General features: G+C 48.4%; 17 protein-coding genes. 4 read left to right on the top strand and 13 right to left on the bottom strand.

The window, feature by feature from the left end; translation table 11 throughout:
* Positions 1–226: 226 nt before the first annotated feature.
* Positions 227–382, top strand: coding sequence for a hypothetical protein (locus tag AB1L17_RS13490; RefSeq protein ID WP_412845348.1), 156 nt, complete (start codon positions 227–229; stop codon positions 380–382).
* Between the two features lie 112 nt (positions 383–494).
* Here the strand turns inward: AB1L17_RS13490 and AB1L17_RS13485 are convergent, their stop codons facing one another.
* The 11 genes from AB1L17_RS13485 to AB1L17_RS13435 all read right to left on the bottom strand — a co-directional run bounded on the left by AB1L17_RS13485 (position 495) and on the right by AB1L17_RS13435 (position 9,553).
* A complete protein-coding gene (locus AB1L17_RS13485; RefSeq protein WP_412845347.1) occupies positions 495–1,121 on the bottom strand; it encodes a LysE family translocator in 627 nt (208 codons plus the stop codon).
* Positions 1,122–1,207: 86 nt separating this feature from the next.
* Positions 1,208–2,563 carry a HAMP domain-containing sensor histidine kinase gene (locus AB1L17_RS13480; protein WP_412845346.1) on the bottom strand — a complete coding sequence of 452 codons (1,356 nt, stop codon included), beginning with the start codon at positions 2,561–2,563 and terminating at the stop codon, positions 1,208–1,210.
* A gap of 7 nt (positions 2,564–2,570) precedes the next feature.
* The gene (locus AB1L17_RS13475) at positions 2,571–3,260 is read right to left on the bottom strand and encodes a response regulator transcription factor (RefSeq protein WP_412845345.1); all 690 of its coding nucleotides are present in this window, start codon (positions 3,258–3,260) and stop codon (positions 2,571–2,573) included.
* Between the two features lie 12 nt (positions 3,261–3,272).
* Positions 3,273–3,857 carry a TVP38/TMEM64 family protein gene (locus AB1L17_RS13470; RefSeq protein WP_412845343.1) on the bottom strand — a complete coding sequence of 195 codons (585 nt, stop codon included), beginning with the start codon at positions 3,855–3,857 and terminating at the stop codon, positions 3,273–3,275.
* A 126-nt stretch (positions 3,858–3,983) separates the two neighbouring features.
* On the bottom strand, positions 3,984–4,478 hold the full coding sequence (locus AB1L17_RS13465) for a GyrI-like domain-containing protein (RefSeq protein WP_412845342.1): 495 nt from the start codon (positions 4,476–4,478) through the stop codon (positions 3,984–3,986).
* Between the two features lie 83 nt (positions 4,479–4,561).
* On the bottom strand, positions 4,562–5,494 hold the full coding sequence (locus tag AB1L17_RS13460) for a helix-turn-helix transcriptional regulator (protein ID WP_412845341.1): 933 nt from the start codon (positions 5,492–5,494) through the stop codon (positions 4,562–4,564).
* 393 nt (positions 5,495–5,887) lie between these two features.
* Positions 5,888–6,097, bottom strand: a complete 210-nt coding sequence (locus tag AB1L17_RS13455; RefSeq protein WP_088907354.1) for a hypothetical protein — start codon at positions 6,095–6,097, stop codon at positions 5,888–5,890.
* A gap of 76 nt (positions 6,098–6,173) precedes the next feature.
* Positions 6,174–7,007 carry an ethanolamine ammonia-lyase subunit EutC gene (gene eutC / locus AB1L17_RS13450; RefSeq protein ID WP_412845371.1) on the bottom strand — a complete coding sequence of 278 codons (834 nt, stop codon included), beginning with the start codon at positions 7,005–7,007 and terminating at the stop codon, positions 6,174–6,176.
* Between the two features lie 20 nt (positions 7,008–7,027).
* Positions 7,028–8,389: an ethanolamine ammonia-lyase subunit EutB gene (locus AB1L17_RS13445; protein ID WP_412845370.1), complete on the bottom strand. Its 1,362-nt coding sequence runs from the start codon at positions 8,387–8,389 to the stop codon at positions 7,028–7,030.
* A 136-nt stretch (positions 8,390–8,525) separates the two neighbouring features.
* Positions 8,526–8,900: a response regulator gene (locus AB1L17_RS13440; RefSeq protein WP_412845340.1), complete on the bottom strand. Its 375-nt coding sequence runs from the start codon at positions 8,898–8,900 to the stop codon at positions 8,526–8,528.
* 212 nt (positions 8,901–9,112) lie between these two features.
* Positions 9,113–9,553, bottom strand: a complete 441-nt coding sequence (locus AB1L17_RS13435) for an Rrf2 family transcriptional regulator (RefSeq protein WP_412845339.1) — start codon at positions 9,551–9,553, stop codon at positions 9,113–9,115.
* Between the two features lie 155 nt (positions 9,554–9,708).
* Between AB1L17_RS13435 and AB1L17_RS13430 the strand changes: the two genes are divergently transcribed.
* Positions 9,709–10,998: an acyl-CoA thioesterase/bile acid-CoA:amino acid N-acyltransferase family protein gene (locus tag AB1L17_RS13430; protein WP_412845338.1), complete on the top strand. Its 1,290-nt coding sequence runs from the start codon at positions 9,709–9,711 to the stop codon at positions 10,996–10,998.
* Positions 10,999–11,072: 74 nt separating this feature from the next.
* Entirely contained in the window at positions 11,073–11,411 is a 339-nt protein-coding gene (locus AB1L17_RS13425) for a histidine triad nucleotide-binding protein (RefSeq protein WP_412845337.1), read from the top strand.
* A gap of 10 nt (positions 11,412–11,421) precedes the next feature.
* On the opposite strand, the gene AB1L17_RS13420 is transcribed toward AB1L17_RS13425, so the two are convergent.
* Positions 11,422–12,399, bottom strand: coding sequence for a YpdA family putative bacillithiol disulfide reductase (locus AB1L17_RS13420; protein ID WP_412845336.1), 978 nt, complete (start codon positions 12,397–12,399; stop codon positions 11,422–11,424).
* A 148-nt stretch (positions 12,400–12,547) separates the two neighbouring features.
* On the opposite strand from AB1L17_RS13420, the gene AB1L17_RS13415 reads away from it, so the two are divergent.
* Positions 12,548–14,149, top strand: a complete 1,602-nt coding sequence (locus AB1L17_RS13415) for a glycosyl hydrolase family 18 protein (protein ID WP_412845335.1) — start codon at positions 12,548–12,550, stop codon at positions 14,147–14,149.
* Between the two features lie 85 nt (positions 14,150–14,234).
* Here the strand turns inward: AB1L17_RS13415 and AB1L17_RS13410 are convergent, their stop codons facing one another.
* Positions 14,235–15,266: a Cfr family 23S rRNA (adenine(2503)-C(8))-methyltransferase gene (locus AB1L17_RS13410; RefSeq protein ID WP_412845334.1), complete on the bottom strand. Its 1,032-nt coding sequence runs from the start codon at positions 15,264–15,266 to the stop codon at positions 14,235–14,237.
* Positions 15,267–15,667: the final 401 nt, after the last annotated feature.

Genomic DNA, 15,667 nt, shown 5'->3' with positions numbered 1-15,667 from the left:
AGGTTAGGACCTGAAGTTTGCTGGTGGGAGTTTTGCATATTCGATCCGGTTCACTTACAATAATAGTAACAACAAAGGATCAGCCCGCACCCATTCCATACATACCCTAGGAGCTGCTCGATCGTGCTCACTTGAAGTTGAAAGAATATTCTGATCGTTGCAGATGAAAGAATGACCGCCATGCAATGAATCTTTTTAATTCTTTTGATGAAAGGGGTACACATCCATGTCCGGAAAAACGGTGATTTTGCTTATTCTCATCATTATTGCGCTCATCTGCGTGAATCTATTTGTCGCAAATGGTGTCATTCGCCTTCTCTCGATCGTCGGGATTGCAGGAATTACCTTTGTGTTACAAGGTACCATGTTCGGAAAGAAATGAGTACGTTAACGATGAGATTTCTCAAGCTTGCTGCTGAAGGCACTAAAAAGTACCTTACGTATCCTTCGCACAATAAAAAAAGCCGGGAAGACTTGCTCCCCGGCTCTTTGCCTTACCTCTCTTGTAGCGCTACTTTTAATCCTAACAAAATGTAAACAGATCCTACGATCTTGCCACTCCAGCGGCCGACCCAGGAGATTCGCTTCACCAAATGCCCCAATGGTCGAATACTGATTGCAATCAACGCCGTGTAAAAGAACCCCAGGATGGCAAAAATCAGTCCCAGGACGAGGAACTGAATGATCGCTCCGCCTCGCTCTGGATGTACGAATTGCGGCAGGAACGCCAGAAAGAACAACGCCGTCTTCGGATTCAGGACTTCTGCAAGGATGGCTTGCCCATACGATTGCAGCGGCGGCAACGGCGTTACCTTTGGCAGCTCGGGATCAACCGGTTTTTCCATCAGAGCTCGGACCCCTAAATAGACCAAATAAGCCGCTCCCGCAAATTTTACAAGATTAAATGCCCATGCAGATGTCATCAAAATTGCAGATAGACCGACCGCAGCAAAAATCGTATGAATGAAGTCTCCCGTGGCAATGCCCAGCCCTGCCATAATGCCTGCTTTGCGTCCTCCTTGGACGGTACGCGTCGCTGTTAAAAGGACAGCAGGTCCCGGAATCAAAAAGAGGCCGATCACTACAGCCAAAAACGCTCCCATGGTAGTCCAATCAAACATGTGCTCTCCCTCTTTTGTGGATCATTTGGATACAATATTCGAAATCTCCTTCTATCATAAACCATGCTCAAGGGGAACGAAACAGATTACGCCTTATTTTCGGTATCATGAGCTTGTGGCGGAAATAATACCGTAACCGTCGTCCCCTCTCCCACTCGGCTAGCAAGTGAAATGGTCCCCTTATGCGCTTCCACAATCCCTTTGACAATGGTCAATCCCAATCCGGCTCCACCGCGTTCCCTTGCCCGTGAACGGTCCCCTCGATAAAAACGCTCAAACACATAAGGCAGGTCTTTCTCATCAATGCCTGTACCGCTATCTTTTACTTGCAAGCGTGCCATGGCGTCCGCTTTGTCCACGGTGATCACCACTTCTCCCCCGGCAGGCGTATGCTTGCAGGCATTCGTCAACAGATTCGCCACGATTTGCGCCAGCCTCTGCCTGTCCCCCTTGATCCAGACAGATTGATCCCCACCCTGAAACTGGAATTTCACTTGATTACGGGCAAATGTAGCGCTCATCGACTCGGTGACTTCTTTAACGACCTCGCTCAATTCCACCTCTTCACTGCGCATTTGCAAGGAACCCGACTCCACCTGAATGACCTGATCCAAATCTCGGACAAGTCGGCTGAGGCGCAGTACTTCAGATCGCGTGCTTTCAAGATTTTTGGGAGTCGCTTCCCATATCCCGTCGATCATGCCCTCCACTTGGGCTAGCAACGTGTTCAGCGGTGTCCGCAATTCATGAGCGATATCGGAGGTCAGTCGCTTGCGCAGCTCCTCCTGATGCTCAAGACTATGGACCAGGTTGTTAAACGCAGCGACCAAGGAAGTCACTTCGTCCTTCCCACGCGGCTCAGGCACGCGTATGGATAAATTGCCCATAGCGACTCTTTGCGCCGCCGTGCTCACTTGTACGACTGGGCGCACCATGGTCCGAGCTAGTGGAATACTAATGATGATCACTAGAATGAGTAACACAGCCATCGTCCATAAGGTTGTGTTTTTATGCGCCCATTGAAAATGACTTTCCAAGGTCATATACGCACTCCGATCATCATGGCTTATCACCAGTTGCCCGATCATGACGCCCTTACTGACAAGGGGAATCTTGTCTACACTGTAGTTGCTATTTTGGGCAGGCGTCTTGCCCCATTCCTTTTTCACTTGTCGTTGCTCATCGAGAAGCGTAATATGCAGGCCCAATACGTCAGATACAGCTTCGAGCTTATGATAGGCTTCCTCTCCCCAGCCTTGATTGTCAAGATACGCCTTCAGTGCCACACGGGATATTTCCTGATTGTGCTGATTTCTTACTTCATTGGCATACATCGAAAAGTGAACGTCCATTTCCTTTACCGAAAGCAAGGAGGAAAAAAGAACCGCACATGCCCCGACTGTCATGATCACAAAAGCGAGCTTTACCCATATATGCTTCATTTTGGCCTCACTTCTTCATGGGATCGTCAAAGCGATAGCCCAATCCATACACCGTCTTGATATACTCCGGCTGTTTCGGGTCAGCCTCTATTTTTTGGCGAAGATTTTTGATATGCGTATCGATTGTCCGATCATATCCTTCGAAGTCGAAGCCCATGACCTCACGAACGAGCTCCTCCCTGCCCCAGGTTCTCCCCGGATAACGGACAAGCGTCGTCAGCAAGCGGTATTCATTTGGCGTAACCTCCAAGGCTATCCCGTTCTTCGTGACTCTCTTCTCATTCATAGAAATGGTCAATTCTCCCACCTCGATGTAATCGGAAAGAGACGAATAATCGCCTGCTCGACGCATGATGGCGCGGACACGTGCCACCAGCTCTCTCGGGCTAAACGGCTTGATCAAGTAGTCATCTGCGCCGATCGTAAGCCCGCGAATACGATCGGCCTCACCACTTTTCGCCGTCAGCATCAAGATCGGGACACGAGACTCTTTGCGAATTTGGATGCAGACCTCTTCTCCACTCAGATCGGGAAGCATCAGGTCCAAAATGATACAGGTGAAAGAAACCGTCGTGGCCATTTCGACTGCTTCCTTGCCTGTTTGAGCCGTCAGAACATGATAGCCTTCCTTTTGAAGATAGGAGGACAATATTTCTAAAATTTGCAGCTCATCATCGACTAGCAGGATCGTAGACATGTGAATTCCTCCTTACTCCTCTTGTATATGATGCTTTCCCTTTTTCCAGAAAAGCAAAAAGACGAGTGCGCCTGCAACCAGGGCAAAGAGTAAGCGAAACTTGTTTTCTCCGAAGTAAATGAGATCATGACCAACGAACGTTTCGAATACCATCGAGGGCACTTTTCCAAGTAAGGTCGCCACCAAAAACTGCGCAAACGTTATATTCGTCAAAGCTGCACCCAAATTAATTACACCGGATGGCATCATCGGGTTCAACCGAAGCAATACGATGGCAAGACATTTGCGAAAGCTCGTCGTACCATTGATGGCATGTACCCATTTGAACGACTTCAGTTTTTTACGTCGATCCGCTTTTTGGATCGTGTAGCGATACAGGAAAAAAGCAATGCAAGCGCCTGCCACTTCTCCCGTCAAAGAAATCATGAACCCTCCGTACAAGCCAAACACAACAGCATTCGCACCTGATAAGAAAATGGAAGGTAGAACACCCGCCACACTGATCACGATGTTCAATAAAATACTACCGATAATCCCCAGCATGCCCAATGAACGAATCCATTCTGCCAAGGCTTCTATATTCGTCAACCAATCCATTCTTATGAATGACTCCCCTCTGCAACCTTCTCTCTACAGAGTAAACGAAACTTGTGAAGAAATCATGGAAAAAAACAAACAATCGTAGCCAAAGCGACTACGACTGCTTATTTTCGATCAAAAACATTACTCTTCTGAGATCGCAATGTACAAATCCACTTGCGCGTTGTTGGGATCAGCGCAGCGTACTCCGTCATATCGTTCGAAATCTCCGGTAAAAGTCCGCTTGTTCCCCGGTTGCTGGGACCATTCCCACACTTTCGCCCATGCTTCCATCACGACCTCCACCATTGGGCCTACGCGTGTAGTAAAGACTGCATAGGTAGATGCAGGCAGTGTCTTCACCGTAAGCTCGCCAGGCAGCTCTCCTTCTTTTGCGACTTCGGTACCCACTAACAAGGAGTACTCCCCAGTCTCATCCCCCTCGTAATCGCAATAGACGCCAAGGACAACGCCAGGTTCTTTTTGATGGGGAGTTTTGAATGGATACTCTAGTTGATAATAACGCTGCCACAACTCCCCGATTTTCGGATTTGCTCCGCATTCCGCTTCGTTGGTTGTACGAATTTGCAAGCCTGCTACACGCATTTCATCCAGTTTGACAATCGTTGGGTTCATCATTTTACACTCTCCTGTAAGAATTTGCTTTACATAATTAAGTATAACGACCTTACCCTGACAACTATCTGTCAACGTTCTCCTGTTTATTCATATAGTTTTGTCATTCTTTTTACGGTATCCCCCATTCGCTTTCTCACATGCGCGGGTTCATGTACACACAAGGCATCGCCAAAGCTAAGCAGCATGCCGTTTAACCACTCATCGTCTGTCATCATCGTCCTCACTAACAGCGAACCGTCCTGCATGGTCTCAATCGCCCCTGGTTCAAACATATCCCGTACCCTTACATGTACGCTCGGGGAAAATTGCAGGACAAGTGAAATCCGCTCTGCCGTATCCCACTCTTCTAGCCATTCCAGCTTATTGACTTGTTCATACGGACGTGGAGAAAACTCCTCTGTCAGCACGGACATCTCAGCAATCCTCGATAAACGAAACAGACGATCCTCCTGACGCTGTAAACAATAGCCGTACACGTACCAGACATATCCCTTGATAATCAGTGTCGCAGGCTCAATCGTCCGCTCCGTCGAATCGCCTTGTATTTTCGTATAGGTAATCCGCACGCGAAGCCTTTTCTCAATGGCGTCTCGCAGCCTGTTTACTTTTTCGGCGATCGCAGGCGTGCTCCCCCACGGATTGAAGTCATAAACGACCGGATGAGCACTTCCTTGGAAGGAAGACGGTGCAGAGGTGAGCAGCGCTTTTATTTTTTCCAGAAGCTGTCCGATTTGCTTATCGTCGGTAGAGGAATGAACACCCTTAAGCGCAGCGATAACCGCTACCAGCTCGTCCAAGGATAAGTATTGCCGATCGAGCGTAAAATTTTCCATGATTTCATATCCACCGCTCGCCCCAGGATACGCTACAATCGGTATTCCAGCTGCGTTTATGGTTTCTAGATCACGATAAACTGTACGCAAGGATACTTCAAAATGATCAGATAGTTCACGTGCGCTCACACGGCGCTTATTTAGCAGCATGATAACAATGGCGAGTAGCCGTTCTACTTTCATGGTTGCCCCCACCTTTTTGATAAAAGTCTGAAAGACATAATAAAAAGCTCCATCTGGTTTGAGTCAACATAGTGGAGGAGAAGAAAAATCACAGCTCTCTTCGACTCTGACACGCCAGCAGGGATGATTCACTGGCCGTCTCCACTTAAAAAAGGGGACCGTCGATCCAAAGCTACTTTACGGGCGGAAGTTTCTCAAGGAAGAAGTGTTCGACAAGCGTAGTCCCCTTTTTGAAGTTCCGACTGGGTAGGCGTTGTCAAGGTCTGCGAGCCCTGTGCTTTTTCTTCTCACCAGCTTAATTGATTCATCGATAAAAACGCCTACTAATACAAAAAAGAGAACCTGCAGCCGAAACTTGCTGCACATTCCCTTTTTGCCTTGCTTCATTCGAAACTATACGCCCATACGTCTGCGTTGATTGTTTGGTTTTTTCGTGAGCTGGCTTTTCATGCTCTGATTTTTCGCCTTTTGATTCAACGGATTATTGGCTTGTGCTTGCGCTTGTTTCTTCTCAGCCAATTTGCGCTTCATCGCTTCTTGCAGGCTGATCTTCCCAGGCTTTTGCTCGGTGGTTTCTTTTTCGTTTTGGTTTGGCTCCGTCATGCGTAGCAACTCCTCATAGAAATTGGTTATCTTCTATGTATTCTAGTGCAAGACAGGAGGAAGCGCCAGTGGGAATCTACCCGTTGTTCGCCCGAAGCTGTGATAATTTTACACCACTCGCCTGGTACTTCAAAATTTCCTCCAAAAGCTCTGCAAGGTAAGCACCCGCCTCAATCGGAAGCGTGCCACCCTTATGAATATTAGAAATAACCGTACGATCCGATTCTACCGTATTGGCATCCGGTTTGTAAATCATGTAAGCACTAAGGCTTTCCGCTGTCGCAAGCCCTGGTCTTTCCCCGATCAAGGAGATGACGACCTTACATTTTACGATGGATGCGACCTGATCCTGAATCCAGACGCGACCTTTGTTAATAAACACTGGCTTTCCTACACTGATGTTTCTCATGGAAAGACCTTGGATTAACGCAGGCAGCAAGTCTGGAATCGTCGCCTCACACGCCGAAGTGCTGAGTCCGTCCGAGATGACGATTTGCACGTCCTTATTTTTATCCCCATTTTGCTCCAGCCAACGAGCGGACTCATCCGATAGCATCCGGCCTGAGTCGAGGTTCATTAAATATTCCTCCATGCTCGTCGCTCTTGAATGAAGGACAGGTAGCTGCAGACTCTCGATCAGTTCCGGACTGATTGTTTTCATGACCGCATCGCGAGCTGCTGCCTGATCTATGCGAAATTGCAGATAGCTCCCCGTCTTCATTCTCGTACCCGCCCGACCGATTCCGATTCGAGCTGGTGTTCGCTTCATCGCATGCTCTAATGCCTCTGGATTGTTGGGGTTCGGTACCCCGCATTGCTTTTGCTCAGGAAAATGAATAACTCCCTGACCTTTTTTGGACAGCTCATCGATTACACGCTGGACCAGATCGTCCATATTGATCTGTTTCATCATGCTTACCTCCCCACTCGTTAGTCAAAAATGGTTAAATCGCCTGCACGCTCTGTCAAACGACCATTTTCCATAATGCCCATTTTTTCCAACCATTTCTCGAATTCTCGGAGAGGTCGCAGTCCCAAGAGCTCGCGGTAGCTGGCGTCATCGTGGTAGCTCGTATCCTGATAACTGAGCATGACATCGTCGCCACCTGGTACGCCCATGTAAAAATTCGCTCCTGCCAGGGTCGTGAGCATTCCTGCAATCTCCTGGTCATTCTGATCCGCATACATGTGATTCGTATAAGTCGGAGCGATTCCCATCGGCAAACCATGCAGCTTGCCCATGAACAAATCCTCCAGGTCGGCACGAATCATCTGTCTGCCATCATATAGTGTTTCGGGTCCGATAAAGCCTGAGACGTTATTGACCATGAACGGCTTCCAGTGACGGCAAAAACCGTACGTACGCGCTTCCAGCGTCTGCATATCGACCCCTTCATGGGAGTCCAGCGATACTTCAGAGCCTTGTCCTGTCTCAAAATACATGACGTTCGGTCCTGACGCCGTACCTTTTCGCAGCATCAAGTCCATTGCCTCATCCAAAATCTCCTTGTTCACGCCAAACGCATCATTCGCGCGTTGTGAGCCTGCGAGACTTTGGAACATCAGAGAGATTGGCGCTCCGCCGCGAAGAGCCTGCATCTGTGTCGTGATGTGGGCCAATACGCAGTTTTGCGTAGGGATTTCCCACTTTTGCATGAAATCATTTGTCATTTTCAAGAGCTTGGTAACGCTTTCAACAGAGTCATTATTGGGGTTAATTCCAATGACAGCGTCGCCTGATCCATATGACAAGCCTTCCTTCATTGAAGCCAAAATGCCATCAGGATCATCGATTGGGTGATTAGGCTGGCAACGGAATGCAAGTCTTCCCGGCTCGCCGATCAATGTATTGCAATAAGCTTGATGCTTCATTTTTTGCGAAGCCATGACCAGGTCGATACTGGACATCAGCTTGGCCGTAGCGGAAATCATCTCGCTCGTGAGTCCACGGCTAATTCTTGTGAGCTCAGGCATTCCTGTGGAAAACGACAAGATGTACTCTCGCAGCTCCCCTACTGTCCAATTTTTAATCTCTTCGTAAATGGAGAGATTGATATCATCATAAATAATACGTGTCACTTCGTCTTTTTCGTACGGAATGACTGGATTTTCATATATATCACGAAGCTGCATTTCGCTTAATACGACTTTGGCCGCCATCCGCTCCAGTGCGGAATTGGCTGCTAGTTTACTCATGTGATCGCCAGACTTTTCTTCACTCGCTTTTGCCAATACATCACGAACCGAAGTAAACTGGTAATGCTGTTTTCGTATCACGCAAGCCAATTTCATCTCTAGCTTCACTCGCTTTCTTTTCAACTTTCCTGATCTTTATCTATAGAACGTAAAAAAGCGCTTCGAAGCGTAAGACGAAATAATCCGCCTAGGTCCAAGCGCCGTTGCTCTTCATACGATTCACTTTTTTCGTTCATTGTTTGCCCGTAAGCACGAACTCCACTGCCGGTAGCAGTTCTTCTTCCATGACGGGTTTGACCAGATAGGCACATATCCCTTTCGCTTTGGCTTGCACGACCATGTCCTTTTGACTGTAAGCAGTCAAGAGAAGGATAGCCGCGTCCGAATGCTCTCGGATAATCCCAGTCGCTGTCAAACCGTCCATTATTGGCATTTTAACATCCATAATAATGAGATGCGGGTTCCACATTTGCGTCAATCGAACGGCCTCTTTGCCGTTTTTTCCTTCAGCTACGACGTTATATCCCTGCTCTTGCAACATCTCGACCAGGTCCATACGCGTTATGGGGTCGTCGTCTATGATGATGACTCGATAATGCTGACGCAATACTCCACCTCCCGATCAACATTGAACGGACGTGCCAACTGCTCATCATTTCCATACGCAACCGACGCCGTTGTCGGTTTCTTGCCTATTTACGAACAATTTTATTATATCCATATTTTTCGCCTATTGCCATAGTGAATCCTGTCCCTCTCGTCATACTATAAAGAGGCTGAAGCGGTTGAAGTAACCGACTGCAGCCTCTTCTTTTTGTCTTACTGAGCTTTCTCGGAAATTTTTACGCGCAAATCCTGAACGAGATGCGACATTTTCACATCTGCCAAGACTGCTTCCATTGCATGCTGTGCACGGGTCAAAATCAGCTCCAGCACAAATTGTATATTCGCTCCCACCGGACATTCAGGATTCGGTTGCTCATGGATGTGAAAGAGCTGCCCTTCTTCCACAACATCGACTGCACGGTATATCTCAAGAAGCGTGATTTGATCCAGTTCCTTGGCAAGAGAAGCGCCGCCAGCACCGGCACGTACATGCACGAGTCCTGCCTTCTTCAACAGCCCCAGCACACGCCGGATCACGACCGGATTCGTGTTCACGCTACCTGCGATCCATTCGGAAGTGCAATGCGAATTGGAATCAATGGATAACAGCGATAAGATGTGAACCGCAATGGAGAACCGGCTGCTGATTTTCATACTGTGTCACCCTTTCGTTGTAATGATTATAGTTACACCCCTTGCGAGAAGTCAAGTTAACCATACCGTCACATTTCGTCACATCGAGCTTTTATCGTTTCTACTATAATGAAAATGTCAAGTTTTCCCGTAATCTGGAAGGAGTGTTGACAATAATGATGCTTCCGCAAATTGAAGTTACGCCTGCAACAGCCTTGCTAGATGTTCCGGTTCATATCACACTCAGCGGGTTTGTCCCGAATCAGTTAATCACCCTTCATGCCACACTGAAAAACGGGTTGCCTGGAGGGGAATTGACTGCATCCTCCCACGCTATTTTCCAAGCGGACGAAAATGGATCGGTAGATTTGGTCTCGCAAGCTCCCCTGTTTGGTACTTATGAGGGGATTGATCCCATGGGGTTGTTCTGGTCCATGAATGTCCAGACGTTGCGCTTCTTTCATTCATATTCCCTGGACGACTTTCAGTTCACCCCACGCTCCACCGAGATAGAGTTGACTGCAGAAGTCCACGATAAACCTGTGGCGAAAGCTGTAGTGAAACGCATCTTTGTCTCCCGCGACGTATCGATACATAAAGTGACCGAACATGGGCTAGTCGGTCTGTTTTTTTCAAAACCTCACACGGAGCCCAGACCGGCCATTGTTGTGCTAGGTGGAAGCGAAGGTGGAATTGGCTCCTGCTCCCAATTCGCTGCTTTGTTCGCCTCTCACGGCTACCCGACACTCGCACTCGCCTATTTCCAATGCAATGATCTTCCAGACGAGATTCGCCAGATCCCGATCGAGTATGTTCAACGCGCCATTCACTGGCTACAGCAGCAGCCCTCCGTCCATCCTGATAAAATTACGCTATTCGGACGTTCAAAAGGGGCTGAATTGGCATTAGTCACAGCATCGCTCGATCACCACGTACATGCTGTCATTGCTTCGAGTCCCAGTTCTACTGTTAATATCGGTACGGATAAGGAATTCGCTGGATCAGACACGTTCTCTCCGCAATCCTCCTGGTCGTTTCAAGGACAGCCTCTTCCGTTCGTGCCATGGACAGAGGATCAGACAAAAGCCTCGCAAGAACGGCTCGACGCAGGTCAACGCATCGACCACATCCATGCCGAAGCCTGGGCAGCTTGTGAGTGGTTAGAGGATGCCGAGATTCCAGTAGAAAAAATTAATGGACCGATCCTCTTCCTCTCCTCGGAGGACGATCACTGGTGGCCGGCAGCAGAGCATTGCGAGCAAATGGTACAACGGTTAAAGGATCACCAATTCGCTCATTCGGTGGTGCATTTGCGGTACACAGATGCTGGGCATGGACTCCGTTTTCCTTACATCCCGACTACCCGCACACAGCTCAATGGTGGTACTCCCAAAAACAACGCCTACGCTTCCGAGCACTCTTGGCGCGAGGTGCTTCAGTTTTTGGAACGGACTTTTCCTGCGTAAAAAAACAGGGAAAGCCTACTCGCATGACGAAGTAGGCATTACTATCTATCTTTTTAGAAAGGATGTATCGCCCTATGGACTGCCTATTTTGCAAAATCGTAAACGGAGACATTCCGTCTAAAAAAGTGTACGAGGACGAGCATGTCTTGGCTTTTCACGACATTAATCCGGTTGCCCCTGTACACGTTCTGATGATCCCGAAAAAGCATATTCAATCCGTTCTGGCTATCGAGCCTGAGGACAAGGAGCTGATCGGCCACCTCCATATGTCACTGCAAAAAGTAGCAGAAACAATGGGCGTGAAAGAGGACGGCTTCCGTATCGTGACCAACATTGGCAAACACGGACAACAAACCGTCTTCCATCTGCACTACCACCTTATCGGCGGCAGACAATTGGAGTGGCAGTTCTAATCAATAACAGCTACTGCTCCCTGTGAGAGGCAATGTGGCGGGCGATACCATCACCATGGAACCTTCCATTTTCGATAAAAATGGCGTTTGCGTGATGGCCCGCCGCAATGACTCCGGCAATATAGAGACCTGGGATGTTCGTCTCCATCGTCTCTGGATGATGCGAAGGGATTCCTGTTTCCTCGTCAATCATAACCCCTAACGAATGAAGGAAGGTACGATCCGGGCGATATCCAATCAAAGAAAACACATGATCATTCGCAAACGTAATGACTTCCTCTCCTGTTTTCACCCTGATGGAACGCTCCTCGATGCTCTCGACAGTTGAACCGAACAGCATATGGATGCGTCCTTTTTTGATCAGACTCTCAAAAACAGGTCTTGTCCATGCCTTAACCTTGTCGGAAAGCTCCGTTCTGCGGCAAATCACTGTCACTTCTGCTCCTGCCCGCTCCAGCTCCATCGCCGCGTCTACGGCAGAGTTGTTTCCCCCTACCACCGCTACCTTAAGTCCTGTATACGGGTGCGCTTCCTTATAAAAGGACGAAACCTTCGGCAGCTCCTCTCCTGGTACATGCAGCTGATTCGGATTGTCAAAGTAACCTGTGGCGATCACCAAGTTTTTCGCTTCGTACGTATGTGTTTTGGCGAATCGGTCTGTAGTCGTGACCTCGAAGCCAGCTGGCGTCTTCTTCGCTTCCGTAACCGTTTCATATACGTTCACGCGCAATTTTTCACGCGCTGTAACCAGTCGGTAGTAGTTCAGTGCCTCCTGTCTGGTCGGCTTGTCATTCGCCGTTGCAAAAGGTACGTCTCCTATCTCCAGTAAATCAGGTGTGCTATGAAAAATCATATAGGTCGGGTAGCGATAAATCGAATGGACTAGCGACCCTTTTTCAATAATGATGGGATCAAGTCCAGCTCGCTTGCAGGCAATTGCCGCTGCCAGTCCACAAGGCCCGCCTCCTACAATCAGTACGTCTTCCATTCTCTCCGCCTCGCTTTATTCTCTCTATTCTTATTCCTCCATCATATCATATCGATATTACACCAAAAGAGTTCGGGCACCTCTGCAAGGTTTCTACCAAAATCTGACCAATGAAAGATTGGTTCTCTCTTCTTATACTGGATGTATGATGAAAAAACAAAACATACATATTTGGTTAGTCTCCTTGGCTTTTTTGGTGTATGGTCTCTCTTTTGCAATGGGAGTCCCTTCATCCACAGCATCGACGAAAAATTTAAAAGATATCGCAAACAGCTATGCGAAAGAGCAAATCCGTTCGCTACACGCGGCAGGTGTCATCGCAGGGGATGAAAACGGGTATTTTCACCCGACTCGCCCGGTGACGCGTGCTGAGTTTGTCGCGATGCTCACACGCACACTCGGTATTAAGCCTGTGGCGAGCAACGTCGCAGCCTATTCGGATGTCCCGAAAAACTCTTGGGCATACGGGTACGTACAGGCTGCTGCTGGACTGAACATCGCGAATGGCATCGGTCCTACTACTTTTGCTCCGAAGCGGACGATCTCTCGCGAAGAGGCCGCTGCGTTTCTCGTGCGCGCACTGGAAACAAGCATTTCGCCTTCTTACCAGCTTCCTGTGAAGGATGCCAATGCGATTTCGAGCTGGGCACGCCCCTCAGTCAGCCACGCCATGCAAAAGAAATGGCTGGTCGGCTACAATGGCTACTTCCGCCCGACTCAAGCACTATCGAGAGAAGAAACGGCTGTTATTTTGCATCGAATTCAGGAGAATTTGAAGAAGCAAAATATTAAAGCAAAGCCACTTGTCTCTCTCGGATGGCAATACCAATCCACGACAGAGGAGTTCATTGCACAGGTCAAGAAAAGTGGGGTCAACACACTTTCGCCGCGTTGGTACTTCCTGCAAAAGGACGGAACCATTAGCGACTTTACGGATGCTTCACTCGTTCATTGGGCACACGCAAACGGCAAGCAGGTGTGGCCGCTATTCGGAAATAAATTCGATCCCGCTGCTACCCACGCCATGCTGTCCGATCCCAAGAAACGCAAGGCAGCCGTACAAAAGCTTTCTTCGTTCATTGATAAGTACCAGCTGGATGGGATTAACATCGATTTTGAAGGGTTCTCCCCTGCGGATCGCAACAACTTTACCTTGTTCATCCAGGAGCTCGCAGCTGCTCTACACGCAAAAGGAGCTGTGCTATCTGTAGATATTCCGCCTGATGGTGATTCAGACTGGAGCGATCCTTTTGACTTTGCTAAATTAGCAAAGTATGCGGATTATTTAGTAGTAATGGCCTATGAGGAGCACTGGGTAGGCGGGTCAAAAGCAGGCTCTGTGGCATCCTTGCCATGGTTGAAAAAAGTCATTACCGACTTGCTCGACGAAGTTCCAACCCAAAAGCTGATTGTCGGATTGCCTCTGTATACACGTGATTGGTACCAATCCAAGGGAGCGTTGAAATCAACGGACCTCAGCATTCCTCAGTCCTACCAGCTGCTCTCTCAATATAGAGCCAAGACGGTCTGGGACGGTAAAATTGGGCAATACCGCTCAACGTATCAAAAACAAGGCGTCACACATACGATCTGGCTGGAAGAAAGCCGTTCAATTGGGCTTAAAGCTCAAGCTAGTCTGCAATGGCAAATTGGTGGGCTTGCGTACTGGTACGTAGGTTCTGAATCAACGGATATGTGGACAGCGATCGAGAATTCGATAACCCTTAAGCATGCTCGTGAAAAACTGTAAGAATCCTAAGAAGAAGCGCCCTCCGTCCGGCTAAAGCCGCGGCAAAGGCGCTTCTTTTTGTTATAAATTCAGTTTCTGACATCGATTATTTGGAGCGGTATAGCTGGCCGCATGCCGCGTTAATGTCCGATCCGAATTGAGTTCGGACCGTAATGCTGATACCCTTTGACTTCACGATCCGAACAAACTCTTTAATCCGGTCAGGATCAGATTGCCGATAGCTGTCTGGCGTAACTTCGGTTGAATTGAATGGAATCAGGTTAACGTGGTAGAGATGTTCCCCAGGTCCTCTTCCCCTTAACAACTCGGCAACTGCCTCCGCATGCGCCGTCGAATCGTTGACACCTCGAAGAAGAATATAGGCAATATAAACCTTTCTCCCGGTATGCCGGATATGACGATCCAATGCCTTCAGCACGTCGCGAACTGGGAATCGGTCGTTGATCGGCATCAGCTCGCTTCTCTGATCGTCAAACGGTGAATGCAGCGAGAAGGTTAGATTGACCTGCAGAAACTCCCGTGTCAGCTTGTCGATCCCGGGCAACAGGCCGATGGTGGAAATCGTAATTCGTCGATGTCCTAAACCAAAGAGATGCGGGTCGGTCAAAATCGTCATTGCATTAAATATATTCGGGTTGGCAAGCGCCTCCCCCATGCCCATGAATGAGACGCTGTCCAAGGCGTGGCCGTTCAAGCGAAAGTGCAGCAATTGGTCTGTAATTTCGTCGGCGGTCAGATTTCGTTTCAAGCCGATGGTACCGGTGGCGCAAAACCTGCACCCGAATCCGCAGCCGCACTGCGTGGAAATACAATACGATTTCCACCCCCGCTCATAAGTAAGTCGTACGGCCTCCACGCGTTCGTCGCCCGCAATGGCAAACAGCACCTTGCTGACCTGTTTCGACTTGAGTTCCTTTACCGGAACGATGCTGCAGACATTCGGACCAAGTATCTGGGTCAACTCGTCGCGCAAAAATTTGGGTAATATGGTCATCCGTTCGTATTCACCGATGTTTTGCTTGAAAATCGCGTCCATAATCTGAGCATACCGATACTCGGGCTGCTTGCAGTCGGACAATATTCGCCGAATCGTTTCATATTTCGAGGATCGTCTCATGTCTTCTCCTTACCGCCGGAGAAAACGTAATAAAGCAACCGTCAGTTGGCACTTTGACACGTCATTTTAACCAACTATACAGAAACAGCACGTACGTTTGCAGACGGGTCGCTACGTGCACCTGTCGATAGATTGGTAAACCTCCGGCAACCGATTTGTATTTTTGTGAACCGCTTCACCTAACAGGAACCGGTTCACACAATCATCTACAACCTCAATCTCCATCGCTTTCATCCTCCTAAAATTGGTTTATCTCTTTCAGTTCCACAATCTTTGTCGCGATATGCTTGCAAAACTCGCTGTCATGCTCCACAAAAAGGATGGTCGGAGCCATAGGCAAACGTTATAAAAAAGAGCTACAAGAAAGTTACCTTTCTTGTAGCTCAAAAAAATACGGCAAA

This window comes from Brevibacillus jepli (genome assembly GCF_047229145.1).
Classification (GTDB): Bacteria; Bacillota; Bacilli; order Brevibacillales; family Brevibacillaceae; genus Brevibacillus.
The sequence above is the reverse complement of the archived record's forward strand: the minus strand, read 5'-3'. Positions and strand labels throughout refer to the sequence as shown.